The organism is Thermus antranikianii DSM 12462 (genome assembly GCF_000423905.1).
GTDB classification, from domain to species: Bacteria; Deinococcota; Deinococci; order Deinococcales; family Thermaceae; genus Thermus; species Thermus antranikianii.
In genome coordinates this window covers 63,475-87,808 of sequence record NZ_AUIW01000004.1, presented here as the reverse complement: position 1 = coordinate 87,808, position 24,334 = coordinate 63,475, and the positions used below count along the sequence as shown (strand labels likewise).

The window sequence follows — 24,334 nt, the reverse complement described above, 5'->3', positions numbered from 1 at the left end:
ACCCTGTGGATAACCTGGGTTTTCCTGTGGATAACCCTGTGGATAAGTTGTGGAAAACCCACCCCCCCTTCGAGCTTGTGGATAACCGGGCGGTTATCCACAGCTTATCCACAGCTGGAGGCAGGTTATCCACAGGAGTTTTCCACAAGCCCTTTTGGCTCCCACGCGGCATTTCCTACCCCTTATCCACAAATCCACAGCCCCTACTACTACGGCTACTATCCCTTTAAGATCTTTAAGAAGTCCGTAGTAAGAGCAGTAAGGAGGAGGCAAATCCCGTGAAGGTGAGAGTTCCAAAAACCCTGCTTACCGAGCATGTGGCCTTGTTGGAGCGGGTCATCCCCACGCGAAGCTCCAATCCCCTTTTCACTTATTTGGGCCTGTCCCTTTTACCGGATGCCCTAGTTTTGTTCGGAACCAACGGCGAGGTGGACCTGGAAGTACGCCTGGAACTTCCCACGGAGGGAGAAGGGCGTTTTCTGGTTCCCGCCCAGCCTTTTTTCCAGCTGGTGCGTAGCCTTCCTGGGGATCAGGTAGAACTGGACTTCGGTGCAGAGCTTTCCCTTTCTTCAGGTTCCTTCAGTACCCGGCTGAGCCTTGCCCCTGATGAGGGTTATCCGGAGTTATTCTTCCCCAGCCCAGAAGGTCCCGCGGAGCCCTATTCCCTCCAGACCCTTCTGCCCGTGGAGGAGCTTCTAAAAGCGCTTTCCCATGTGCGCTACGCGGCCAGCAACGAGGAGTACCGGGCGATCTTTCGGGGCGTCCAGCTGGAGTTTTCCGAAAGGGGACTGCGCTCCGTGGCCTCCGACGGGTACCGTCTGGCCCTTTACGGACTTCCCAAGCCCCAGCCCTTTGTCAAGAAGGTGGTGGTGCCCGCCCGGAGTGTGGATGAGATGGTAAGGGTTCTGAAGGGCATAGGCGAAGGGGAAGTGGCCCTGGCCCTGGGCCCCGGGGTTTTGGGCCTGGCCACCAACGGTTCGCAGGGCGCTGGCACCGCCGGTAAGGGACAACTGCGCATGGCCATTCGGCTTATGGAAGGGGAGTTCCCAGACTATGAGCGGGTGATCCCCAAGGAGTTTCCCCTAAAGGCGGCCTTCGAGGTGGAGGCCTTCCGCGAGGCCCTACGTCGGGTGAGCGTGCTTTCGGACCGCCAGAACCATCGCGTGGACCTCCTCTTTGAGGAGGGGCGGGTGTTGCTCTCCGCTGAGGGGGATTACGGCAAGGGCCAGGAAGAGGTTCCCGTACACCTCGAGGGCACGCCTCTAACGGTGGCCTACAACGCCCGCTATCTTTTGGAGGCCCTTTCCCCCCTTTCTGGCCAGGCGGTGTTGTTGTTGTCCGGATCCACCAGCCCTAGCCTGGTGCGCCCAGCGGAGGCTTCCCCTACAGAGGGGTACCAGGCAGTGGTGGTGCCCCTGCGGGTGTAAACTTGTATCCGGGAGGCAGGAAGCGCTTCCATAAACGGTTAGGGGAGGAGTCCATGACCACGATTGTGAACGTGAAAGCCAGGGAGGTTTTAGACTCTAGGGGCTTTCCCACGGTAGAGGCCGAGGTGGAACTGGAAGGAGGTGCGAGGGGAAGGGCCATGGTGCCCTCTGGAGCTTCCACGGGCACTCATGAGGCCTTGGAGCTACGGGATGGGGACAGGCGCTACCTGGGGAAAGGGGTGCGCCGAGCAGTGGCCAACATCCTGGAACGCATCGCCCCGGAGCTTATCGGCCGGGATGCCCTGGACCAGGAGGGGGTGGATCGGGCCATGTTGGAGCTGGACGGCACCCCCAACAAGTCCAACCTGGGGGCCAATGCCATCCTGGCAGTCTCCCTGGCCACGGCTCGAGCGGCGGCCGAGGCCTTGGGTCTGCCTTTATACCGGTATTTGGGTGGGATCCAAGCCAGCGTCCTGCCCGTTCCCCTTATGAATGTGATTAACGGCGGAAAACACGCCGACAACCGGGTGGATTTCCAGGAGTTCATGCTGGTTCCCGCAGGGGTGGAAAGCTTTTCCGAGGCCTTGCGGGTGGGGGCCGAGGTGTTTCACGCTCTGAGGGGAGTGCTGAAGGAGAAGGGGTACAGCACCAACGTGGGGGACGAGGGGGGGTTCGCCCCGGACCTCAGGAGCAACGAGGAGGCCATAGAGCTTCTTCTTTTGGCCATCGAGCGGGCGGGGTACACCCCGGGGAAGGAGGTTTCCTTAGCCTTGGATCCTGCGGCCAGCGAGCTTTATCGGAATGGTAGGTACCATCTAGAGGGGGAAGGGCGGGTCCTCTCCTCGGAGGAAATGGTGGAGTTCTGGGCCACGTGGGTGGAGAGGTACCCCATCCGCTCCATTGAGGATGGCTTAGCCGAGGACGACTGGGAGGGCTGGCGGCTTCTCACCGAGCGCCTGGGTGGCAAGGTCCAGCTGGTGGGGGATGATCTTTTCGTCACCAACCCGGACAGGCTTCGCCAAGGGATCGAGCTGGGTGTGGCCAACGCCATCCTGGTGAAGGTGAACCAGATCGGCACCCTTTCCGAAACCCTCGAGGCCATCCGCTTGGCCCAGCGCTCCGGTTACCGGGCGGTGATCAGCCATCGCTCCGGGGAAACCGAGGACAGCTTCATCGCCGATCTTGCGGTGGCGGTGAACGCCGGTCAGATCAAAACGGGTTCCCTCTCCCGTTCGGATCGCCTTTCCAAGTACAACCAGCTCCTGCGCATTGAGGAGGAGCTGGGGCGTGCGGCGCGCTTTCTAGGATATGAGGCCTTTTAAGCGCACCAAGATCGTGGCCACCCTGGGGCCCGCTTCGGACTCTAAGGAGGCCATCCGGGCCATGGCAGAGGCAGGGGCGGATGTCTTTCGCCTGAACTTTAGCCACGGCACCCACGAGGAGCACCGGAAACGGGTGGCCTGGGTGCGGGAGGTGGAGAAGGAGCTGGGCAAGACCCTGGCCATCCTTCAGGACCTCCAGGGCCCCAAGATCCGCATCGGTCGCTTCAAGGGGGGGCGGGTAGAGCTCAAGGTGGGCCAGCCCTTCATCCTCACCCGGGCTCCCGTGGAGGGGGACGAGACCCGGGTTTCCATCACCTACAAGGGTCTTCCTGAGGATGTGGCTCCTGGGCAGCTGCTCCTTTTGGACGATGGCCGCCTGCGCCTTCGGGTGGAGAGGGTCCAGGGGGATGAGATCCACACCGTGGTAGAGGTGGGAGGGGTTCTTTCCGACACCAAGGGGATCAACGTCCCGGGCTCGGATCTTTCCATCCCTTCCCTTTCGGAAAAGGACATTCAGGACCTGGCCCTGGGAGCGGAGCTCGGGGTGGACTGGGTGGCAGTGTCCTTCGTGCGCAGCCGGGATGACCTGCTCTTGGCCCGGCACTACTTGGCCCGGCATGGTTCCCGGGCCCGGCTCATGGCCAAGATAGAAAAGCCCTCCGCCGTCCACCGTTTTGAGGAGATCCTCGAGGAGGCCGACGGAATCATGGTGGCCCGCGGGGACCTAGGGGTGGAGATGCCCCTGGAGGAGGTTCCCATCGTGCAAAAGCGCCTTATCCTCAGGGCCATAGCTGCTGGCAAGCCAGTGGTCACTGCCACCCAGATGCTGGAGTCCATGGTGCAGAACCCCAGCCCCACCCGGGCGGAGGCCTCGGATGTGGCCAACGCCATCTTCGACGGCACGGACGCCGTGATGCTCTCCGCGGAAACCGCCGCCGGGGCCTACCCGGTGGAGGCGGTGGCCACCATGGCCAGGATCGCCCGGGTGGTGGAGTCCTCCCCCGAGTTCTTGCAAAAGCTCAACGTCCTCCGCCCGGCCCCTACCCCCACCACCCAGGACGCCATCGCCCAGGCGGCAGACGACATTGTGGAGGCGGTGGAAGCCAAGGCCATCGTGGTCTTCACCGCCACGGGAAGCTCCGCCAGGCGCATTGCCCGCACGCGGCCCAGGGTGCCTGTCCTGGCCCTCACCCCGAACCCCGAGGTGGAGCGGCAGCTGGCCTTGGTCTGGGGTGTTCTGCCCCATCTGGCCCCCGATCCTCAGGACACCGACGACATGGTGCGCATCGCCCTGGAGAAGGTGAAGGCTTGTGGGCTAGCCCAGGTGGGGGAGAGGGTGGTGATCGCCGCCGGTGTGCCCTTTGGGGTGCGGGGGACCACCAACCTCATCCGGGTGGAGCGGGTGAGCTAGCATCACCCCACCCTGGCCTTGCCGGGGTGGGGACCCCGGAAGGGCTTTGTTGCAGGCGTACTCTCCAGAGCAACCGAAGAAGTCGGGATGTGGGATTAACTTCCCGCTTCCCGTTGGGGGGAGGCGCCCTCAGGGGGCGTAGAGGGCCAAGGCGCTAACCACAGGTCTGGGAGAGCCCTGGTAAGGGTTCCGTAGCCTCCCCTTGACCCAGAGCTGGGCGGATCCACCCCCGTCCATCCTTAGGGCGTTCCACGCCCCCAAGGTGAGGAGGGCCCGGGCCAGGACCCCCGGGGTGGTGGGCTCGGAAACCAAAAGCCAAAGCTTTCCCTCCCGGGTCCAGGCCACGGCCGCCTGGGGGGTTATGGCCTGGAGGGGCCTTAGGTCGCGGAAGTTCTCCCGGCTGGGGTCAAAGGCGTACTGGCCTTCCTGGACCAAGAGGGGGCCTGCTTCCAGGGCGTAGCGGAAAGGGGGGTCCAGGCGCCCGTAGAGGCTTAGGGTGTCCCCGGGCTTTAAGGGAAAGGGAGGGGCTCCTTTAGGAAAGGTAAGGGCCCAGGTCCCAGGAGGGAGTTCCTGGGGAGCGGGGAGGATGGCCTGCACCCGGCTCCCCATCACCAAGGCCACCTCCTCCCCAGGCTTGCCCACGGGTCCCGGGACCGTGTGGGCGGTGTAGCGGGCCCGGGAGGTGTTGATGCCCACCCGCACCCGCTCTCCGGAAGGACCCTGGACCATTGCCTCAAACCGGGGAACCCCTAGGAAGAAGCTGAATCCATCCCATAAGAGAGCCGTGCGGCCGCTGGGATAGGAAACCGTAACCCCGTCCTGGACCCAGAGGCCGATGGGGGTGGCGGTTTTGGGGTCAAAGTACCCCCCGTTCAGCACCGCCAGGGCGTGTGGGGCAAGGTCCTTGGGTAGGGCCCGGACTCCGGGCTTGCCCACAGGAACCAGCCTGCCCTTCTCCGCCTCCACCAGGTAAAGCCTTAGGGGCTCTGGGGTAAAGGCCCAGGTTTCCCGGTAGCGGATCCCTGGGGCCAGGGGTTCCTCCACCTCGGCCTCGAGGGCATAGAGATCCAGGACCAGGCGCGCGGGGTCCTTCAGGGGAAAGAGGCGGTAGCGAAGAAGCTTTCCCGGGAAGCTCAGGCTGAGCTCTGTGCCCCCTGGCAAGAGGCGCACCCGGGCCTCCATGCCCTTGGGCCAGGGAACCTGGGTCATACCCGGGGCCAGGTAGGGGAGAAGGAGGGAAAGGCTTCCTGGAGCCTGGCCCTCCGAGGGGGGCTTGGGTGCAGGTTCGGGCCCGGGGAGGTCCAGCACCAAGCGGAGAGCCCGTCCTTGGGTGCCGTGGCGTACCCCGGCCTCCGGGGTGCGGAAGTAGCCCAGGGCTTTCAGGGCCTCGAGGGGAATTCTTTCGCCATCGGGTGGGGGAAGAGTGGGGTCCAAAGGCTCCGCCCAGCCCACCCCCGGCACGTAGACGAAGCGCACCCCCTCCCCCTCGTAAATCCAGGCCGAAGCCTCCTCCCGAAAGGAAAGGCCGAAGGTGCTGGCGGGAAGCAGGGTCTGGGCCAGGGAGCAGGGGAGGAAAAGGAGGAGGGCTAGGAGCCTCATCCCTCCATGGGAGCAGATGGCGGTGAGAAAGCGCTTAGAGTTTATCCCTTCACCACGATGAGGGGCCTTAAGCGGGCCACCTTTTTGCCGATCCCCGCTCCCTGGACCGCCTCCACCACCACGGAAACATCCTTGTAGGCCTCGGGCATCTCCTCGTCCACAGTGGCCTTGGTGGCCGCCCGCACCAGGATGCCCCTTTCCGCCAGTTCCTTGATCAGGTTGCGCTCCCGGGCCACCCGCTTGGCCTGGTGGCGGCTCATCTTGCGTCCGGCCCCGTGGCAGCTGGAGCCGAAGGATACCGCCATGGCCTTTTCCGTTCCAGAAAGCACATAAGAGTAGCGGCCCATGTCCCCGGGCACCAGCACGGGCTGGCCCACATGCCGGTACTCCAGGGGGATCTCGGAGTTTCCGGGGCCGAAGGCCCGGGTGGCCCCTTTGCGGTGTACCAGGACCCTTTTTCCCCCGTGCTCCTCAAACTTGGCGTTGTTGTGGGCCAGGTCGTAGAGGACCCTTAGGCCATGCTCCCTGGGTGGGAAGCCCACCGCCTCGAAGGCCTCCCGCACGAAGTGGGCGATGAGCTGCCGGTTGGCGAAGGCGAAGTTGGCGGCGGCGGCCATGGCCTGGAGGTAGTCCTGGCCCTCCGGGCTCTGGATGGGGGCTGCCGCCAGCTGCTTGTCCACCAGCTCTATGCCGTAGCGGGGGGCCACCTTGAGGAATCTTTCCACATAGTCCTGGCAGACCTGGTGGCCGAGGCCCCGGCTTCCCGTGTGGATGAGGACGGTGATCTGGTTGGGAAAGAGGCCGAAGGCTTCGGCGGCTTCCTCGTCGTAGATCTGGTCCACGTACTGGACCTCGAGGAAGTGGTTCCCGCTTCCCAGGGTGCCGATCTGGGGAGCCCCCCGTTCGAAGGCCCTTTCCGAGACCTTGTCGGGGTTGGCCCAGGGGAGGCGGCCTTCCGACTCGATGAAGTGGAGGTCCTCCGGGTAGCCGAAGCCCCGGCGGATGAGCCAGCCAGCTCCCTCCTTGAGGATTTCCTTAAGCTCCTTCTTGCTGAAGCGCACGTCCTTGCGCTCGCTTCCCACCCCCGAGGGGATGAGGCGGTAGAGGGTATCGGCCAGCTCCCGTTGGCGGGGGAGGAGGTCTTCTAGGGTGAGGGCAGAGGCCAGGAGGCGTACCCCGCAGTTGGAGACCACAAACCCTTCGGCCACAAAGTTGTGTCCCTCATGAGCCATGGAGAGGTCGTAAACCCTTCCCCTGTGGGGAACGGTTTCCATAGCCACCACCCTGTCAAAAAGCATGGGGCCGGCCCTTTGGAGGAACTCAGGGAAGGTGGGAAATCCCCAGGGGCGGAATCCACCTCGCTTCTCGTAAAGGGTACGCTCCACGAAGCGCCGAGGGAGGCCTAGGGTGGCGGCGATGCGTTTTGGTCCCAGGCCTGCCTGCCGTAGGGCCAAGACCTCCTCGGCCTGGGTTTCCCGAGCTTCTAAGTGGGCCTTTTTCAGGCGCAGGTAGAAAGCGGCCACCTGGGCTAGCCAGGCTTTTTGGGGAGCGTAGGCATAGCCCACCCTCTCGTAAAGGAGGCTGAGGTTTTCCGGTGTACTCCGGAGGATCAGTTTGAAGCGGTGGGAAGGATCAGCGGGTTCTTCCCAATCCACTTCCTCACGTAGGGACTGAACTTCCAGGCCCAGGCTTTCCATTAAGCGGGCCAGGTCTTCCATAAAGGTTCGGCCAATCCCCAAAAGGCTTTTCCGCTTGGACTGGGAGAGCACGGGAGGAGCGAGGTTGTACCCATGTCCGCTTACCCACTTCGGAGCGGAGAGCTCCGCTCCGAATAGCCCTGCTAAAAAGTTGGCTTTAAGCCAAGGGGGAAGGGAGAAGAGCCAATGAGGTAAGGCAAAAGCCGTTTGCGCCTTGGGACCCTCGGGAAGGCCTAAGGCGTGGAGAAGGAGGAACAAAGCCCGGGAGGAGGCCTTAAGGCTAGCCTCTCGGTAGGTGAAGGTCCGTCCTCGGAAGCTGTGGTTTCGTACCCGAACGTAAGGGCCCCCAGCCTGGAAGCCCAGACGCTTAAGGTCCTCCTTGGCTTCTAGGAGTCCTTCTTCGTCCCCATAGAGCACCAGGTACCCCCTGCCCTGGGACCGGTAAAGGGTTCCATCCCCCAAGGCGTAGCCCAAAAGGCGTAGGATAGCTGGCAAGAGAGGGTGGTCCGCCTGCAGGGGAAGGAGCCCCTTCTCTTTCAGCACGTCTGCCGCCCGCGGGAACCCCAGGGCAAGGCCTAGGGCTTGGGCCCTTTCCTCGCTGAGAAGGATCAGGGATGGAGGGGGTTCGTGGGGAAAGCCCTGGAAGGGGTGGACGGCCACCTGGTCTCCCTTTTTCAGGGTACCTATGGGACGCATTCCCGAGGGGGTGTAGACGGGATGATCGGGGGTGGCCTCCAGGATGAACCCTCCCTCGGTGCGGAGGCGCACCAGCGTTTCCGCTTCTCGGGAGAGGAGGAGGAAGGCTTTTCCTGCCTCAGGTTTTTCCCCAAGCCGCCATACGGTGAGGAGGGGTTCTTGTTCCCTCGCCACCTCCTCTATAGGGCGGGTGTAGCGGTCATGGAAGAGTACACGGGTGCCGGCAGGAAGGCAGTTGATGTCAAAACCCACCCCTCCCGGGCTCACCACCCCCCCTTCCTCGGGGTCGAAGGCCGCCACCCCCCCGATGGGGAAGCCGTAGCCCCAGTGGATGTCGGGCATGGCCAGGGCGGGTTCCACGATCCCCGGCAGGGTGGCCACGTTCATGAGCTGCTGCAGGGAAGCGTAGTTTTCCCCCTCGAGGTCCTTCAAAATCTCCTCCGAGGCGAAGAAAATCGCATCCACCCGCATCTTCCCCTGGCGGGGGATGCGGTAGGTGTAGGGGGCGATTTTCTCAAAGCGCATGGCGCCCTCCATGTGTTGGCCCTCCGGGCCAAGCAACCCAAAGCAAAAGGCCGGGCTTTCGGGCCCGGGCTACCTTTACGGTACCGCGGTATACGGTATGCGTCAAGGCTATGCGGACCTAAGGGGCCTTGGAGGGTTCAGAGAGAGGGGTAACCTCCAGGTTATCCAGGTGAAAGACCAGATCGGGATCGTGAACGCCGACTCCCAACCCCCCTTGGCGGAAGTCGGGGTCTTGCCAGGAGAGGAGTTCCCCTCCGTCCATGCTGAACCGAACCTCCCCCGTGTTCCGGGCGACGACCTGAAGGCGATGCCACATCTTGTCCATGATGAATCCCCGCCCTGTTTCCCTCAGTTCCGGCCTTTTTGCCACCACCTGCCGCTGTTCCCCGAGGACCTTGGTGAGCTCTATGCCCTCCAGGCCGAAATAGAACTCCAAGGCGCGGGTTCCCGCAGGATCCAGAAACACCCGGAGAAGAAGGCCAGCAGAGCCCCAATAGGGATTTCCCAGGGACTTGACGTCCACGCGGACCCGGTAGTTGGTCCAATCCCCCGCCCCTGTTGTGAGAAGGGCGCCATCAAAACGCGCCAAGCGGACGGCTCGGGTTACCGCGTTCTGAGGGTTCAGGGCTTCCGTGATGGTGAAGCGGGCTTCTTTCCCAAGCAGACCATACCGCTTGGGGGCTATCGTGGTTAGGACTGCGCCCAGCGGATAGGACTCGAAGTCATCCACATGGGGCAAGGGGTTTCCAGGGAGAACCCATTGGGGAACCGGAAGCGGTCCTTTCCCCATCTCTACCTGGGGCAGGGGTACTTGGGGTTCGAGGACCAGCCTAGGGGCGCAAGCTCCCAATAGACCCAGGAGCGCACCCGCAAAAAGAAGCCAGCCCCGTGCCATATTTACCTCCTTTCTCCCTTTTCTTCAGCATAGCGCGGCCGCCTCCTGTTGTCCACGGGCGAAAGGCGGTAAAATCCCCCCGTGTCCGGCCTGGCCTTTGCCCTGGAAACCCACCCCGGCCTCAAGCGGCCCAAAAATGAGGACGCCGTGGGCCATGCCCTGACCCCGTGGGGAGGGGTTTTCGTGGTGGCGGATGGGATGGGGGGGCATCGCACAGGAGAGGTGGCGGCCAGGCTGGCCGTGGAGATGATCCTGGAGAACCTGCGCACTGTGGACCCAAGCCCCAGGGCCCTGCTTCAAGCCTTTGAAAAGGCCAACGAGCGCATTTACCAGGAGGCGCAACGCCCCGAGAACCGGGGTATGGGCACCACCGCCACCTGCCTCCTTTTGGATCTGCCCTATGCCTTGATCGCCCATGTGGGGGACTCCAGGGCCTACCTCCTCAGGAAAGGGGAGCTTACCCTCCTCACCGAGGATCACTCCTGGGTGGCGGAAAGGGTGCGCCAGGGCCTTTTGAGCCCCGAGGAGGCCAAGATTCACCGCTGGCGCAACGTGATCACCAACGCTTTGGGCTCCTTTCCCCAGGCCCGGGTGGACCTCTTGGGGCTCAAGTTGGAGCCCGGTGACGTATTTTTGCTGTGCAGTGATGGCCTTTCCGGGGTGTTGGAGGACCGCACCCTGGGGGAAGTTCTGAAGAGCTTTCCCCCGGAGGAGGCGGCCAGGCGCCTGGTGGCCTTGGCCAACGAGTGGGGAGGGCCCGATAACGTGAGCGCCATCGTGGTGCGGGTGCCCGAGGAGCTCCCCCAGGGTACCCGTCCCTATGCCCTGCCCCTCGAGGCGGCTGGGGGAGCCCCGGTGCGCCTAAAGCTGGGGGAAGAGCCCAAGGAACTGCCCACTCAGGTCCTGGAACCTGAGCGCCCCAGGGTTCGCTTGACCTGGCGGGATGCCCTTTTGGTGCTCCTTTGGGTGGTGGTGGTGGCCTACATCCTGCTGGGCTACTTCAAAAGACCCTAGGCCTGTTAGACTCCTAAGGGTATGGAGCGTACCTTTGTCATGGTGAAACCTGACGGCGTGCGAAGGGGTTTGGTGGGGGAGATCCTTGCCCGTTTTGAGCGGAAGGGTTTTCGTATCGTGGGGCTTAAGCTTTTACAGATCACCCAGGAGCTTGCGGAAAGGCATTACGCCGAGCACCGGGAGAAACCCTTCTTCCCCAGCCTGGTGCGTTTCATCACCTCGGGTCCGGTGGTGGCCATGGTGCTGGAGGGGCCAAACGTGGTGGCCGAGGTGCGGAAGATGATGGGGGCCACCCACCCCAAGGATGCCCTTCCCGGCACCATCCGGGGGGATTTCGCCACCACCATCGACGAGAACGTGATCCACGGCTCGGCGAGCCCCGAGGATGCCAGCCGGGAGATCGCCCTTTTCTTTCGCCCCGAAGAACTCCTCTAGGCTGGGGTTTACTCGCCGCTTTCGGGGGCCTGGGGCAGGCTCTGCGCCCGGAGGCGCTCCCAGGGGAAGTCGTCCAGGGGATAAAAGCGGTCCGCTTGTTGGGCCAGGCGGTGGGAGGAAAGGGCGTGGAAGGTGGTGTTCTCCACCTGCTTGCCCATGTCCTGGACCACCTTGACCACCTCGGCGAAGTCCCCATCCCCGGAGACCAGCACCGCCACGTCATAGGCGTCGGCATAGGCCAGGCGCAGGATGTCTATGGCGATCTGGATGTCCACCCCCTTTTCCACGAAGCCATCCGCCCGCCTTTCCAGCCTTCCCAGGCGCACGGCCACATAGGGTACCCGCTTCAGGTAGTTGAGAAAGCTCTGGTGGGCCTTGGCGGCGGGGTCTTCCGGAGGAAGGGGGGCGTTGTAGTAGTAGGCGCGCAAAAGCCTGCGCCCGGCGGTGAGAAGGCTGATAAACTCCACGAAGTTAAGCCGATAATCCGGCCCCAGGTGCTGCACCAACCCCTTGTACAGGTTGGAGCCGTCAATGAATATCGCTACCCTTTCCATAATAGACCCGCCCCTTGCCGGGCTCCTTCAGTTTAGCCCAAGGGGGTGAGAATGTTTATAACCCACCGCTCCCTAGGGAGCAGTGGGGGAAGGGATAGGTCTTCTTCACGTAGCCCTTTTGGGCGGGGCTATCCTACCACGGTTTTCCCATGAGCGCAAGATGAGTGGTCGAAACGGTTTCTAGGAGCGCGTTTTTTCGGTTTCCGCGTACACGTCGCGAAAGACTCCTGGGATGGGGGCGTGGGGCTTGTGCACCCGCACCCGCACCCCCTCGAGGCGAGGGAAAGCTTGCAGGAGGGCCTCCGCCAGGTGGTCGGCCAGGGCCTCGATCAAGTAGAAGCGGCGGTGGCGCACCACCTCCTCCACCAGGGCGTAGACGGCGGCGTAGTCCACGGTTTCCTCCAGCCTGTCCCCCTTGCCCTCAAAGGGCACCTTAAGCCAGAGGTCCACCACAAACCGGGCTCCAAGCCGGCCTTCCTCGGGCCTTACCCCATGGCGGCCGTAGAACTCCAGACCCAAAAGGGCGATCTCCCCCATATCTATCCCCAAAGGGCGTTCCACACCGCAAGGGCCTCCCGGTGGGCGGCCACGTCGTGGACGCGAAGGATCCTGGCCCCCTTCATGACGGCGAAAAGGTGGGCGGCCACGGAGCCAAGGACCCTTTTTGCCGGTTCCTCCACCCCCGTGAGCTCCCCGATGGAGCGCTTCCGGGAAAGCCCCACCAAGACGGGGTGGCCCAGGGCCACGATCTCTTCTAGGCGTTTGAGGAGGGTCAGGTTGTGTTCCAGAAGTTTTCCGAAGCCGAATCCCGGGTCCAGGACCACCTGGGGCACCCCAGCCTTCAGGGCTCTTTCCGCCTGGGCCTTGAGGAAGGCCTTCACCTCGGCCACCACGTCCCCGTAGCGGGCGTGGGCCATCATGGTCTGGGGATCCGGCACGGGCATGTGCATGACCACCGCCGCCACCCCATACCGGGCGCAGAGGGCCACCATGCGCTCGTCCCGAAGGCCCGTCACGTCGTTGATGAGGTGCGCTCCCAGCTTCAGGGCTTCCGCCGCTACCTCGGGCTTGCGGGTGTCCACGCTCACCGGCACCCCCAGTTCCAGGATGGCCTCGAGGGCAGGGAGAAGCCTTTTCTTCTCCTCCTCCACGGACACGGGCTCCGCCCCGGGGCGGGTGGATTCAGCCCCCAGGTCCAGAAGATCCGCGCCCTCGGCCACCAGGGTCTTGGCCCTTTCCAGGGCCCTTTCCGGGTCCAGGTAGAGGCCGCCATCGGAAAAGGAATCGGGGGTGAGGTTGAGGATTCCCATGATCCGGGGGCGGGAGAGGTCCAGGGTGCGGTCGCGAAGCCAGAGCACGCAAGGATTATATTGGGGCCAGGGGGTAAAGCATGCGCCTGTTGGCTGCGGTGGACCTGGGGGAGGGCTTGGAGTCGGTGGTGGAAAGCGCCCGCTTCCTTCAGGAGGGGCTTGGCATCCCGGCGGAGCTTATCCACGTGGTGCCCACCCCGTACTTTGAGGCCCTTGGCCGCCGCTTTCCCCATCTTAGGCCGGGGCTGGAGGAAACCCTTAGGCGGGTGGAGAAGGAGGTGCAAAAAACCCTGGCGGATACCGGGCTCAGGGCCCGGGTGCTCCGGGGTTTCCCTGCCCAGGTGGTGGCTGGGGAGGCCTTGCGAAGCCGCCTGGTCCTTTTGGGACAGCGGGGCACGGATGGCCTCGAGGTCCTGGCCTGGGGTGGGCTCGCCCGCTATCTCCTGCACCGAGGGGAGGTTCCGGTTTTGCTGCTCCCCAGGGCCCTCAGGGGGGTGCGCCGCATCGCCGTGGGGCTGGACGATAGCCCGGCAAGCCTGAGCGCCTTCCGGGTGGCGGAGGCTTGGGGAAGGGCCTTGGGGGCTGAGGTCTTCGGCCTGCACCTGGTGAGCGGGCAAGGAGGGTGTTGCTTCCCCACCTACTTGGATCCTGAAACCTTGGGGCTAGCGGATGTTCTAGCCCAGGCCAAAGCCCATCTGGAAAGCCTCCTCAAGGCCACCGGGGTGGTGGAGGTGTCCAAGGGGGAGGAGGAGCTGGACCTTTTGCGCTTGGCCAAGGTCCGGGAGGCGGACCTCCTGGTCCTGGGTTCCAAGGCCAAGAGCACCTGGCGCCACCGGCTTGGGCGCATGGTGGAGGTGCTTTCCCACCGGAGCTCCCTGCCCCTCCTGGTGGTTCCCGAGGCCACGGTCTGGTAAGGTAAGGCCCATGCGCCACGGGCCCGGCTGGTACCTTTCCCTTTCCGCCTACTGGTTCGCCACCAGCTTCAAGTGGTTCCTGGTCCTTCTGGTGATCCTGCCCGCCAAGGTGGCGGAGCTTTCCCCTCCCGAGGAGAAGGCCAGCCGCCTCGGCTTCCTCTTCGGCCTGGGGGCGGTGATGGCCATTCTTGGACCCCCCATCATGGGCTACTTCTCGGACCGCCTGGGCAGGAGAAAGCCCTTCCTCCTCGCGGGTAGCCTCCTCACCGTCATAGCCCTCCTCCTTTTGGCGCATGCCCCAAGCTACCTCTGGCTCCTGGTGGCCTACCTCCTCCTGCAGGTGGCGGACGACCTGGCCACCGGGCCCTACTCCGCCCTCATCCCCGACCTGGTGCCCCGAAAGGAAAGGGGCACCGCCTCGGGGTACATGGGGGTGTTGCAGGTTTCCGGCCAGATCCTGGGGGGTGCGGTGGGGTTTCTTCTCCCTTTGGCCTTCCAGGCCTATCTGGTGGCCTTTTTGAACCTTCTGGGGGCTGGGCTTAGCCTCCGGGTTACCCCCGACCGACCCTCAGGGGTCCATCCCCGTCCCTTTCTCGCTGCCATGGCGGGGCCCTGGCGGGACCGGGACTTTCTTTTGGTCTACCTGACCCGCTTTTTGGTGATGCTGGGCTTTTACCTGGCCCAGACCTACCTGCAGTACTACCTGGCCGATGTGGTGCGGGTTTTCCAGGCCCTCGGGCGGACCCTTGCCAAAGAGCCCTTCCAGGCGGTGGCCCTTTTGGGCCTCCTCATCTCCTTGGGGGCGGCCTTGGCCAGCGTTCCCGCAGGGAAGGCCTCGGACCGGCTGGGCCGAAAGCCCCTCATCTACCTTTCGGGGGCGGGCCTTGGGTTGCTCATGCCCTTCATCCTGCTTTTCCCCCGGTATGACGCCATGCTGTTCCTGGCCCTTTTCTTTGGCCTTTTCTACGGGGTCTACCTGGCGGTGGACTGGGCCTTGGTGGCGGATGTGCTGAGGGATCCCAAGGCCCACGCCACCGACATGGGCTTATGGCAGACCGCCATCGTGGTGCCCCAGGTGCTGGCGGGAGCCTTCGGGCGGCCATTGGACCTTCTGAACGCCCGGGGAGAGGGTCTGGGTTATCTGGTTCTCTTCCTACTGGCGGGGACCTGCTTTCTCCTGGGGGCCTTCCTGGTAGCCCCGATCCGCCGGGCACGTTAAGGGCTTGGGGTGGAAGGAGGCCGGGGAAAGGCAAAATCCCTTCTGGACGCAATCCCACGTTGACATCCCAGGTTGTCCTGGGTAGGATGGGGCGGGTTTTTAAGGGGGGTTGGGAATGCGCTTTCTCTTGGGTCTTTCGCAAGCCATCGATGCCCTAACTGAGGCCATAGGCAGAATCACCGTGTGGCTGGTGCTTTTGGTGGCCCTGCTTTCTGCGGGCAACGCCGTCATGCGCTACGGCTTCAGCTACAGCTCCAACGCCTACCTCGAGGCCCAGTGGTACATGTTTAGCCTCATCTTCCTCCTGGGCGGGGCCTACGCCTTGAAGCACAACGCCCACGTGCGCATCGACCTCGTTTCCGGTCGCTTCTCCAAGCGCGCCCAGGCCTGGATCGACGTGGTGGGGACGGTGCTCTTCCTTCTGCCCATGGCGGTGGGGGTCATCTACCTCTCCTGGCCCTGGGCCATGAACTCCTTCCTGGGGAAGGAGATGTCCCCCGATGTGGGAGGGCTTCCCCGCTGGCCCATCAAGCTGGCCTTGCCCTTGGGCTTTGCCCTATTGACCCTCCAAGGAATTTCCGAGCTCATCAAGCGGATCGCCTACCTCACGGGGCATCTGCAACTGGCGGAGGAGGAACGGGAGGTGGTGGAATGAACCTGGAAAGCCTCATGCCTCCCCTGATGTTTTTGGCCCTGGTGGTCTTTTTGCTTTCCGGCTACCCCGTGGCCTTCTCCTTGGGGGCGGTGGGGATCGTTTTCGGCTTTTTGGGCATCGCCCTGGACATCTTCCCCGCACCCCTCCTTAAGGCCATGCCCGACCGCATCTTCGGCATCATGTCCAACCAGCTTCTCCTGGCCATTCCCTTCTTCACCTTCATGGGCATCATCCTGGAGAAAAGCGGCCTGGCCGAAGACCTCCTGGACACCATGGGGAAGCTCTTCGGACCCCTTCGCGGGGGCTTGGCCTTAAGCGTGGTTTTCGTGGGGGCCATCTTGGCCGCCACTACTGGGGTGGTGGCGGCCAGCGTGATGGCCATGGGCCTTATCTCCCTGCCCATCATGCTGAAGTACGGCTATAACCCCCGCTTTGCCAGCGGGGTGATCCTGGGCTCGGCCACCCTGGCCCAGATCATCCCCCCAAGCGTGGTCCTCATTGTTTTGTCGGACCAGCTAGGGGTTTCCGTGGGGGATATGTACAAGGCCGCTTTGATTCCCTCCGCCCTTACCGTGGGCTTTTACTTCCTTTACGTGATCTACGTGGCCCTTTTCCGCCCAAGGTGGGTTCCCGCCCTTCCTCCGGAAGCCCGGCCAGACGCCGGTAAGGAAGCCCAGGCGGCTTTTGCCCTTCTCTCCTATCTGCTGGTGGGGGTGGGGGCTTATGCGGTGGGGCGCTTCCTGCCCGCCTGGGCGGAGTGGCTGGAGGTGGTCTTGGCCTTGGGGGTTTGGACCCTGGTCCTCCTTCCCTGGATCCGCAGGAATCCCCTCCTCCGAAGGGCCCTTCTTTCCATGGTGCCCCCCTTGGTCCTCATCTTCCTGGTGCTGGGTACGGTGCTCATCGGCCTGGCCACCCCCACGGAGGCCGGGGCCATGGGGGTGGTGGGGGCCTTGATCCTGGCGGCTTTGAACCGCAGGCTTTCCTTCCAGGTCCTCTACGGGGCCATGGAGGGTACGGCCAAGCTCACGGCCTTCGTCATCTTCATCCTTATCGGCTCCACCCTTTTCAGCCTGGTCTTCCGCGGGGTGGATGGGGACCTCTGGGTGGAAGGTTTCCTTACCGGTTTGCCCGGCGGCGAGGTGGGCTTCATCCTCTTCGTGATGGTGTTGGTCTTCCTGCTGGGCTTCTTCATCGACTTCTTTGAGATCGCCTTCATCGCCCTGCCCCTTCTGGCCATCGGGGCCGAGGCCTTGAACATCGACAAGCTCTGGTTCGGCCTTATGGTGGGGGTGAACCTGCAGACCTCCTTTCTCACCCCGCCCTTTGGCTTTGCCCTCTTCTACCTGCGGAACGTGGCCCCCAAGGAGGTGAAGACCACGGATATCTATCTGGGCGGGATCCCCTTCATCGGGTTGCAGTTGCTGGTCTTGCTCTTTGTCTACTTCATGCGGGATCCCATCCTGCGCTTTGTGAGCGGGATGGGTTTTGGCGGGTAGCCCTGCCCAGGCCCTAGACTGGAGGCATGGACCTCACCCACTTTAAGGACGGCAGGCCCCACATGGTGGACGTGACGGAGAAGTCCGCCACCTTCCGCACCGCCACCGCCGAGGCCTATGTGGAGCTCACGGAAGAGGCCCTGGCCGCCCTGGAAAAGGGGGGTGTGGGGAAGGGGGATCCCCTCGCGGTGGCCCAGCTTGCGGGCATCATGGGGGCCAAGAAGACTTCTGAGCTCATTCCCCTTTGCCACCCTCTGCCCCTCACCGGGGTGGAGGTGAGGGTGGAGCTGGAAAGGGAGGCCAGGCGGGTGCGCATCGAGGCCACGGTGCGCACCAAGGCGGAAACCGGGGTGGAGATGGAGGCCCTAACCGCCTGCGCCGTGGCGGCCCTCACCGTGTACGACATGTTGAAGGCAGCCTCCAAGGGCCTGGTGATCTCGAGGGTGCAGCTTTTGCACAAGGCGGGGGGGAAGAGCGGGGAGTGGCGGCGCACCCCTGACCCTTGATACCTCCGGGGTGTATCCTAGGGCTATGCGCATCGCCATCGCCCTATCCAAAAACGACGACCAGAAGGTTTACCCGGGTCCTTTCGGGCACGCCCCCCGCTTCGCCATCTACGAGGTGGAAGGGGGAGGAAAGGTGAGCCTCCTCGAGGTGCGGGAAAACCCCTACGCCGCCATGGAGGGCGGAAGGAAGCACGAGCTCATGCGGGAGCTTCTCAAGGATGTGGACCTGCGGGTGGGGGCCCGCTTCGGCCACGGGGGTTCCATGGGGGCCTTCCCCATGGCGGAGCGGCTGGAGGTGGGTCCGGTGAGCGTGGCCGAGGCTTTAGAAAAGGTCAGGGCCCGCTAAAGTAGCGCCTTAGAAGCTCCTTGGCCTCAGGGGAGAGGGGGGTGCGCTCCAGGTAGACCTCCACTCCCCGGCGCACCTCCTCTGGGGGGCTTCCCTCCCGCCAGGGGGAGGGTAGGTCCCGGCCCTTTCCTTCCCGGCCGGGCCCGAGGAGCTCCTGCCCGGGTCCGGTGGGCTGTGGGAGGGGCAAGGAGGCGGGAGCCTCCAGGGTTGGGGAGGGTCCTGAGGCACCTGGGGTGGGGGTGCCTGCTTCCTTAGGCTGGCCCGGTTCCTGACCTGGGACCTCCTGGGTGGTTTCTGGCTTTCCTTCCCCCCTGCTTGGCGCTTGGGTTCCCTGCCCCGGGGCCCGGGGGGAACCCCCGGGGGAAGATCCCTGGGGGCTGGGCTCCGGTTCCCTTCCCTCCTGGAGGGTTGGGGTGGAATGGCCCTGGCCTGGTTCCTTCCCTTGCGGGATCCTGAGGGCCTCTGGGGAATCCGGGGGCGGCGTGGTTTTCCCAGGTGAAGCCCCGGGTGCTTCGGCTGGCTTCTCCCTTTCCGAGGGGGTTTGGGGGATTGCGGGGCGCCCGGCGCTGGGAAGGGACCAGAAGGGGCTTGCTTCCCTGGGAGGAAGCCCCGTCCACGAGCCCAGGGCCAAGGCCAGGAGGACCAGGTAGAGGGCAAGAAGGCCCAGGGGGAAGGGGGGAGGAGGGATCTCCACCTTGCGGGCCTCCTGCCAAAGCCGTTCCTCCCCGTAGGCCAAGGCGGTGGGATAGGCCAGGCTGGCCCGGGCGATCTCCCGTAGCGCCCGCCCTTCCCAAAGGCGGGCGGGAAGCAAAAAGGGTAGGAGGGAGGCCAGGGCGAAGAAGGGGTGGAGAAAGCCCAGAAGCGCCAAGGGAAGGGCCAAGAGGAGCCGGTGGCGCCAGGCCAGGCGCCTTGCGTAGAGAAGGTGGAACCCAGGCCCCACGGCAAGACCATTATCCCCCGCCAAGGGCTAAGGAAAAGGTGCCCGGGGCCTAAAGGCCCCGGGGGGAGGGAGTACACCGGTCTACTTGACCGGGGGACGGGACTTGAGGACCTCCTGGGGGGAGAGGGCCTTGGCCCTTTGCGCCTTCACCTCCTCGGCGCTTATGGGCTTGGCCTTGGACTTGGCGAAGGTGGTGAGGACGTGGTTCAGGAGGTCGGCCACCTCCTGGTCCTTGAGCTGGCGGAAGGGGGGCATGACCCCGTTATAGGTCTTGCCCTCCACCGTAAGGCTTCCCTGGAGGCCGTAGAGGACCACCCGGATCAGGTACTCCCGGCCCCCTTTGGCCTGGACCACCTTGTCCAGGTGGGTGAGGGACGGGAAGGCTCCAGGGACCCCCTGGCCCGTGGCCTGGTGGCAGCTTTGGCAGTTGGCGGAGTAGAGCTTGGCCCCAGGGCTTTGCCCAAGGGCCAGAAGGCCCAGGAAGAGCAAGGCGGGCAAGAGGCGCTTCATGGCTCCATTATGGGGAACCCCGCTCCCCTTAGGCCAGGGGCATTTGTCCTAGGCCCTTAGGGATGTAGGCACAGCGGGGGTCGGCGGCCAGGTGGTCCCCGGTTTCCGCCCAGGCCCGGGCCCGGCTTCCCCCGCAAAGCTCCCGGTACTCGCAGACCCCGCACTTGCCCTTTAGAAGGGCCTTGTTGCGGAGCTCGAGGAAAAGGGGGCTATTTCGGTAGATCTCCAGAAGGGGCTTCTCCCGCACATTGCCGGCGGAGAGGGGAAGAAACCCCGAAGGATACACCTCCCCCGTGGAGGAAACGAAGACGAAGCCGAAGCCGTCGGAGAGGTGCACCCCCCGGCCTTCCCCCACCAGGGCCCCGTCCTCCCCTCCTTCCTTCTTGCGGCGCTCCAAGGCCACCCGGCGGAACATGGGGCCTTCCGTGGTGCGCACCTTGAAGGGGTAGCGGCGGGAGAGATCGTAAAGGAGGTGCATCACCTCCTCGTATTCCTCGGGGGAAAGTTGCTCTAAAAGCGCTCCCCGGCCCACGGGTACCAGGGTGAGCTCCCCGGGTAAGGGGTCCGGCACCGCCGAGGCCCGGCAGTGCTGGCAGGCGAGCAGGCAGGCCCGGGTCATCTCCCAGGCCACCAGGAGGGGGAAGCGGTGAAGGTCGGGCTTCATGCCTCCAGGATGCCGCCTGGGGGTGGGGGCAGATGTCCCTAGCGGGGAAGGGTGAGGCGGTAGACCAGGGTAAGGGCCTCCCCGGGTTTAAGGGGGACCTCCAGGCGGTAGCCCTGGGGCAGGTGGGCGGCCTCGGGGAAGTCCAGGCGGAAGGGCTGGGGGAAGGCTTCTGAGAGGAGGAGGGCGATGGGGTAGGGGTAGGGGTTTTTGAAGCGGGTTTCCACCCGGTAGGTGGCTTCTCTTTCGCTTTGGCCCAGCAGGCTCACCGACCGTTCCAGCCGGCCCTCGAGGTCCCGCCCCAGCCACACCTCGGCCACCTCTCCCTCAGGGGTGGCGGGAAGCGGGGCCTGGCCCAGAAAGAAGCCTTCCTCCACCACCTCGAGGCTCCCCGGAGCCAGGGGGAAGGGTGCCTTAAAGCGGTAGCCCCGCTCCAGGGCCAGAAACCTGCCCGTGCGGAAGGGTCCTTGGTAGCGAAGAAGCCGGGTTGGGCTTACCTGGGCCTTGAGGACGGGAATCTCCGTGGTGCCGGGCTCCAGCCGGCCCGGGGGCAGGGGGTAGCGGAAGAGGCCAAAGGGGCTTTCCCCCAAAGGCGCCTCGGCCAGAGCCCGCATGGGTACCTCCTTGGCCTCGGCCACCCCGAGAAGGGGGGCTTCCCCGGCGAGCAGGGTGAGCTTTCTGGCTTCCAGGGGGCTTCCCTCCAGCCGGAGCCGGGCCCAGAGGGTGAGCCTTCCCTCCTCCAGGGTGTAAAAGACCTCCCCGGAAAGCCCGGTGTAAAGGTAGCGCAGGGTGGCGGGTCCTTCCCCCTGGTAACGGAAAAGGACCGCCGTTCCCTGGTAGATGCGCTCCTTTTCCTCCACCCCAAGGAGCCTTAAGGATCCCGGGGCCATGCGGGAAAGTTTCTCCCCGGCCAAATAGACCCAGGCGGAAGGGGGAAGGAGCACGGGTTCCTTGACCTCAGCGAAGCCGGGGTAGACCACCACCTCCTGGGTCCAGGCCAAGGCGCCCAGGCTCCAAAGGAGGGCTAGGAGGCCCGCTTGGACTTTTCTCATACCCCCAGTTTAAGGGCCAAGGCCTCCACCTCCTGGCGGGAGAGGGGCCCTCCGTGGCCCAGGTAGACGGTTTCTGCTCCCAGGTCCAGGATCTTGCGCACGGTCTTCTTGGTAAGCTCTGGGTCCTCGTTGATGAACCTGGGGGGAAGGCCCTTGCCCCTTAAGGCATCCCCGGCGATCAGGAGGCCTTCCCGGAAAAGCCCCACCTGCCCCAGGGTGTGGCCGGGAAGCTCCACCACCCGCCAGCCCAGGACCTCCTCCCCTTCCTCCACTGGCCTCAAGGCCTCCCGGGGAAGGGGCGGGGCCAGGTTGGCGAGCCAGGGACCCAGGAGGGGTATGGGTAGGGGAGGGCGGGGCTTTTCCTTGGTCAGGTAGGGCCACTCCTTGGGATGGGCCAGGATGGGAAGGCCAAACCGTTCCCAAAGGGCCCGGGCCCCGCCGCTATGGTCCGTGTGGTGGTGGGTGAGGAAGAGGAGCCTGGGGGGTTCCCTGAGGAGCCTTAGAAGCCTTCCCGCCTCCCAGGGAAGCCCGGCGTCCACCAGGAAGTACCCTTCCGCTACGGGAACCCTGTAAAGGTTGGCGGCGAAGGGGAGGGCCTCAAGCCCTCTCATAGGTGGGAGGGACGCCCATTTCCGCCAGGGCCTTCCGGATGCCCTCGGCGTCGATCCCAGCCTGGCGGTGGAGGCTTGGGATGGAGCCGTGCTCCAGGAAGCGGTCGGGCAGGCCCAGGACCTTCACCTGAGGCTTCAGGCCCATCTCGTTTAGGGCCTCGAGGACCGCGCTCCCAAACCCCCCCATCCGCTGGTGGTCCTCCACGGTGAGGAGCCGGTAGCGGGCAAGCGCCTTGAGCATCTCCCGGTCCAGGGGCTTGAGGAACCGGGCGTTCACCACTCCGATCCTGGGGTCGTCCGAGGCGGCCTCGAGGGCGTACTTCAAGGTCTTTCCGAAGGCCAGGATGTAGGCCTCGGTGCCCTCCTTGAGCACCTCCCACCGGCCCCAGGGGATCTCGGGCCAGGCGCCCTCCGGGGCCCGTTCCACGTTGTCCCGGGGGTAGCGGATGGCGATGGGCCCCCCGATCTCTAAGGCCTTCTTCAGCATGGCCCTTAGCTCCAAGGCGTCCTTGGGGGCAGCGATCTGCAGGTTGGGGATGGTGCGCAGGTAGGCGATGTCAAAAACCCCGTGGTGGGTGGCTCCGTCGGCCCCTACCACCCCCGCCCGGTCTATGGCGAAGATCACGGGCAAGGCCTCTATGGCCACGTCGTGGATCACCTGGTCGTAGGCCCGTTGCAAAAAGGTGGAATAGATGGCCACGATGGGCTTGAGGCCCCGTAGGGCCATGCCCGCCGCCGTGGTCACCGCCACATCCTCGCAGATCCCCACGTCCAGGTAGCGGTCCGGGTGCTCCACGGAGTAGCGCACCAGGCCCGACCCCTCCCGCATGGCCGGGGTGAGGACGAAGAGGCGGGGTTCCAGATAGGCCAGCTCCGTGACGGCGTCCCCAAAGGCCTGGCTCCAGGTGTAGCCCTTGGAAACCTTCTCCGGCCTGAGGGGGTCAAAGCCCGAGGGCCCGTGCCAGTAGATGGGGTCGGCCTCGGCCACCTTGTAGCCCTTTCCCTTCTTGGTGACCACGTGGAGCAGGGTGGGGCCGTCCAGCTCCTTGAGGTGCTCCAGGATGTGGATGAGCCCCTTGAGGTCGTGGCCGTCCACGGGGCCGATGTAGCGGATCCCCCAGGCGTAGAAGGGGTTCTCCTGGTGGAGGATGAGCTTGGCCGCTTCCTTGGCCCGGTCCACCAGGCCGAAGAGCTTGGGGGAGATGTGTTCCAGGATGCTCCGGCCCAGCTTCTCGGCGTCCTGGACCCACTTTCTTATCTGAAGCTCTTTGAAGTACTTGTTGAGGGCCCCCACGTTTTCCGAGATGCTCATCTCGTTGTCGTTCAGGATGATGAGCATCCTCTTGCCTAGCTCCCCGATCTTGTTGAGGGCGGCCAGGGCCATTCCTCCGGTGAGGGCCCCATCCCCTATGACCGCCACCACGTGGTAGTCCTCCTTCGCCAGGTCCCGGGCGATGGCCATGCCCAGGGCATGGGCCAAGGAGGTGCTGGCGTGCCCGGCGGTGATGGCGTCGTGCTCCGACTCGGAAACCTTGGTGAAGCCGGAAAGCCCCCCTTCCTGCCTTAGGGTGTGGAAGCGGTCCTTGCGCCCGGTGATGAGCTTGTGGGCGTAGGCCTGGTGGCCCACGTCGAAGAGGATGCGGTCTTTAGGGGACTGGAAGACCCTGTGCAGGGCTAGGACGAGCTCCACCGCTCCTAGGGAGCTTGCCAGGTGGCCTCCGTTTTGCGCCGTGACCCGGATGATCTCGCTCCGGATTTCCTCGGCCAAGGCCAGGAGCTCCTCGAGGGTCAGGCCCTTCAGGTCGTCCGGGCTATTCACCTTGTCCAGTACCATCGTTTCCCCCTAGCTAGAAGTTCTTCTCCACCAGAACGCGGCCTTCCCGGGTGCGCACCTCCCCCACCCTGGGGGAAAACCAGACTTCCCGGGCATCCTGGCCGCGCTCGTCCTGGTAGACCTGGCGGATGCGGTACACCTGGAAGACCCCGGCGGGCAGGCGCACCTCCCGCTCCTCCAACACCTCCATGGCATAGCTCAGGCCTCCCTGGGCCAGGGGCTCCCGTCCCCCAGGGGTGAGGAGTTCCACCCGCACCGTCACCCTGCCCCCCCAGCGGTAGCCCACGGCTAGGAGGGCCTCCGGGGGGTACTCCAGGATGGGGGGGGTGAAGACCACCCGGGCGGAGGGGTCCTGGAAGCCCAAAAGCCGCACGCCAAAGGCTCCCACCTGCCGGTAGTAGACCCTGTCCTCCCCCCGGCCGAAGCTTCGGAAGCGCACCGCCTCCTGTCCCTCGTAAAGGGCCGGGCCCTCCACCCGCACCCGGTAGGGGGGGGAGGAAAGGGCCTCCCCCTCGGGCACATAGACCCACTCCAGGCCCGTGGTGGCAGGATAAAAGGCGGTTTCCTTAAGAAGGGGCCGGGCCTCGGGGGCCTGGGTGGCCTGGGGGGCACAGGCGGCCAGAAGGAGGGCGAGGGCCATAAGGTACCGCCTCATGATACGGAGTTTACCCCTTAAGCCCCGGTGGGCCGGCTCACGCTGCCCAC

24 protein-coding genes and 2 pseudogenes are annotated in these 24,334 nt (G+C 64.6%); 11 read left to right on the top strand and 15 right to left on the bottom strand.

Annotated elements, in window-relative coordinates; genetic code table 11:
* Positions 1-278 precede the first annotated feature (278 nt).
* From dnaN to pyk, 3 genes are read left to right on the top strand one after another with little or no spacing between them, the layout of a single operon-like run.
* Complete coding sequence (gene dnaN / locus G584_RS0105125; protein ID WP_028493651.1) at positions 279-1,427, top strand: DNA polymerase III subunit beta; 1,149 nt, start codon at positions 279-281, stop codon at positions 1,425-1,427.
* Between the two features lie 53 nt (positions 1,428-1,480).
* A complete protein-coding gene (gene eno / locus G584_RS0105120) occupies positions 1,481-2,749 on the top strand; it encodes a phosphopyruvate hydratase (protein WP_028493650.1) in 1,269 nt (422 codons plus the stop codon).
* Positions 2,736-4,160 carry a pyruvate kinase gene (gene pyk, locus G584_RS0105115; protein ID WP_028493649.1) on the top strand — a complete coding sequence of 475 codons (1,425 nt, stop codon included), beginning with the start codon at positions 2,736-2,738 and terminating at the stop codon, positions 4,158-4,160. The genes eno and pyk overlap by 14 nt, the downstream gene beginning before the upstream one ends.
* 129 nt (positions 4,161-4,289) lie before the next feature.
* On the opposite strand, the gene G584_RS0105110 is transcribed toward pyk, so the two are convergent.
* The 5 genes and pseudogenes from G584_RS0105110 to G584_RS12645 all read right to left on the bottom strand — a co-directional run bounded on the left by G584_RS0105110 (position 4,290) and on the right by G584_RS12645 (position 9,266).
* Complete coding sequence (locus G584_RS0105110; protein WP_028493648.1) at positions 4,290-5,759, bottom strand: phosphodiester glycosidase family protein; 1,470 nt, start codon at positions 5,757-5,759, stop codon at positions 4,290-4,292.
* Between the two features lie 41 nt (positions 5,760-5,800).
* The gene (locus tag G584_RS13215) at positions 5,801-7,033 is read right to left on the bottom strand and encodes an RtcB family protein (RefSeq protein WP_420834810.1); all 1,233 of its coding nucleotides are present in this window, start codon (positions 7,031-7,033) and stop codon (positions 5,801-5,803) included.
* Between the two features lie 1,188 nt (positions 7,034-8,221).
* A pseudogene (locus tag G584_RS13210) lies at positions 8,222-8,326 on the bottom strand (hypothetical protein); the annotation flags it as partial.
* A 33-nt stretch (positions 8,327-8,359) separates the two neighbouring features.
* Positions 8,360-8,677: pseudogene (locus G584_RS13205) on the bottom strand (RtcB family protein); the annotation flags it as partial.
* A gap of 118 nt (positions 8,678-8,795) precedes the next feature.
* Entirely contained in the window at positions 8,796-9,266 is a 471-nt protein-coding gene (locus tag G584_RS12645; RefSeq protein WP_157626380.1) for a hypothetical protein, read from the bottom strand.
* A 387-nt stretch (positions 9,267-9,653) separates the two neighbouring features.
* On the opposite strand from G584_RS12645, the gene G584_RS0105095 reads away from it, so the two are divergent.
* Positions 9,654-10,586 (top strand): PP2C family protein-serine/threonine phosphatase, encoded by a 933-nt coding sequence (locus tag G584_RS0105095; protein ID WP_028493646.1) that lies wholly within the window; start codon positions 9,654-9,656, stop codon positions 10,584-10,586.
* A gap of 21 nt (positions 10,587-10,607) precedes the next feature.
* Complete coding sequence (gene ndk / locus G584_RS0105090) at positions 10,608-11,021, top strand: nucleoside-diphosphate kinase (RefSeq protein ID WP_028493645.1); 414 nt, start codon at positions 10,608-10,610, stop codon at positions 11,019-11,021.
* A gap of 8 nt (positions 11,022-11,029) precedes the next feature.
* On the opposite strand, the gene G584_RS0105085 is transcribed toward ndk, so the two are convergent.
* From G584_RS0105085 to folP, 3 genes are all read right to left on the bottom strand, one after another.
* Complete coding sequence (locus G584_RS0105085; protein WP_015715952.1) at positions 11,030-11,575, bottom strand: LabA-like NYN domain-containing protein; 546 nt, start codon at positions 11,573-11,575, stop codon at positions 11,030-11,032.
* Positions 11,576-11,755: 180 nt separating this feature from the next.
* Positions 11,756-12,112 carry a dihydroneopterin aldolase gene (folB, locus tag G584_RS0105080; protein ID WP_015715953.1) on the bottom strand — a complete coding sequence of 119 codons (357 nt, stop codon included), beginning with the start codon at positions 12,110-12,112 and terminating at the stop codon, positions 11,756-11,758.
* 2 nt (positions 12,113-12,114) lie between these two features.
* Entirely contained in the window at positions 12,115-12,933 is an 819-nt protein-coding gene (folP, locus tag G584_RS0105075) for a dihydropteroate synthase (protein ID WP_028493644.1), read from the bottom strand.
* A 32-nt stretch (positions 12,934-12,965) separates the two neighbouring features.
* On the opposite strand from folP, the gene G584_RS0105070 reads away from it, so the two are divergent.
* The 6 genes from G584_RS0105070 (at position 12,966) to G584_RS0105045 (ending at position 18,021) form a co-directional block, all read left to right on the top strand.
* Complete coding sequence (locus G584_RS0105070; RefSeq protein ID WP_028493643.1) at positions 12,966-13,799, top strand: universal stress protein; 834 nt, start codon at positions 12,966-12,968, stop codon at positions 13,797-13,799.
* 10 nt (positions 13,800-13,809) lie between these two features.
* Positions 13,810-15,018, top strand: a complete 1,209-nt coding sequence (locus G584_RS0105065; protein WP_028493642.1) for an MFS transporter — start codon at positions 13,810-13,812, stop codon at positions 15,016-15,018.
* 115 nt (positions 15,019-15,133) lie between these two features.
* Positions 15,134-15,673, top strand: a complete 540-nt coding sequence (locus G584_RS0105060) for a TRAP transporter small permease subunit (RefSeq protein WP_028493641.1) — start codon at positions 15,134-15,136, stop codon at positions 15,671-15,673.
* Positions 15,670-17,169, top strand: coding sequence for a TRAP transporter large permease (locus tag G584_RS0105055; protein ID WP_028493640.1), 1,500 nt, complete (start codon positions 15,670-15,672; stop codon positions 17,167-17,169). Before G584_RS0105060 ends, G584_RS0105055 begins: the two co-directional genes overlap by 4 nt.
* Positions 17,170-17,195: 26 nt before the next feature.
* Positions 17,196-17,675, top strand: coding sequence for a cyclic pyranopterin monophosphate synthase MoaC (moaC, locus tag G584_RS0105050; RefSeq protein WP_028493639.1), 480 nt, complete (start codon positions 17,196-17,198; stop codon positions 17,673-17,675).
* 25 nt (positions 17,676-17,700) lie between these two features.
* Complete coding sequence (locus G584_RS0105045; RefSeq protein ID WP_015715960.1) at positions 17,701-18,021, top strand: NifB/NifX family molybdenum-iron cluster-binding protein; 321 nt, start codon at positions 17,701-17,703, stop codon at positions 18,019-18,021.
* Here G584_RS0105045 and G584_RS0105040 read toward each other — a convergent pair.
* From G584_RS0105040 to G584_RS0105010, 7 genes are read right to left on the bottom strand one after another with little or no spacing between them, the layout of a single operon-like run.
* On the bottom strand, positions 18,008-18,985 hold the full coding sequence (locus G584_RS0105040; protein ID WP_245563320.1) for a hypothetical protein: 978 nt from the start codon (positions 18,983-18,985) through the stop codon (positions 18,008-18,010). The genes G584_RS0105045 and G584_RS0105040 overlap by 14 nt on opposite strands.
* 57 nt (positions 18,986-19,042) lie before the next feature.
* Positions 19,043-19,471: a c-type cytochrome gene (locus G584_RS0105035; protein ID WP_028493637.1), complete on the bottom strand. Its 429-nt coding sequence runs from the start codon at positions 19,469-19,471 to the stop codon at positions 19,043-19,045.
* A gap of 28 nt (positions 19,472-19,499) precedes the next feature.
* Positions 19,500-20,135 (bottom strand): SPASM domain-containing protein, encoded by a 636-nt coding sequence (locus G584_RS0105030; RefSeq protein WP_028493636.1) that lies wholly within the window; start codon positions 20,133-20,135, stop codon positions 19,500-19,502.
* Positions 20,136-20,173: 38 nt separating this feature from the next.
* Positions 20,174-21,184 (bottom strand): hypothetical protein, encoded by a 1,011-nt coding sequence (locus tag G584_RS0105025; RefSeq protein ID WP_028493635.1) that lies wholly within the window; start codon positions 21,182-21,184, stop codon positions 20,174-20,176.
* On the bottom strand, positions 21,181-21,795 hold the full coding sequence (locus G584_RS0105020) for an MBL fold metallo-hydrolase (RefSeq protein ID WP_028493634.1): 615 nt from the start codon (positions 21,793-21,795) through the stop codon (positions 21,181-21,183). The genes G584_RS0105025 and G584_RS0105020 overlap by 4 nt, the downstream gene beginning before the upstream one ends.
* The gene (gene dxs, locus G584_RS0105015; RefSeq protein WP_028493633.1) at positions 21,782-23,629 is read right to left on the bottom strand and encodes a 1-deoxy-D-xylulose-5-phosphate synthase; all 1,848 of its coding nucleotides are present in this window, start codon (positions 23,627-23,629) and stop codon (positions 21,782-21,784) included. The genes G584_RS0105020 and dxs overlap by 14 nt, the downstream gene beginning before the upstream one ends.
* A gap of 13 nt (positions 23,630-23,642) precedes the next feature.
* Positions 23,643-24,284, bottom strand: a complete 642-nt coding sequence (locus G584_RS0105010) for a hypothetical protein (protein WP_028493632.1) — start codon at positions 24,282-24,284, stop codon at positions 23,643-23,645.
* Between the last annotated feature and the right edge of the window lie 50 nt (positions 24,285-24,334).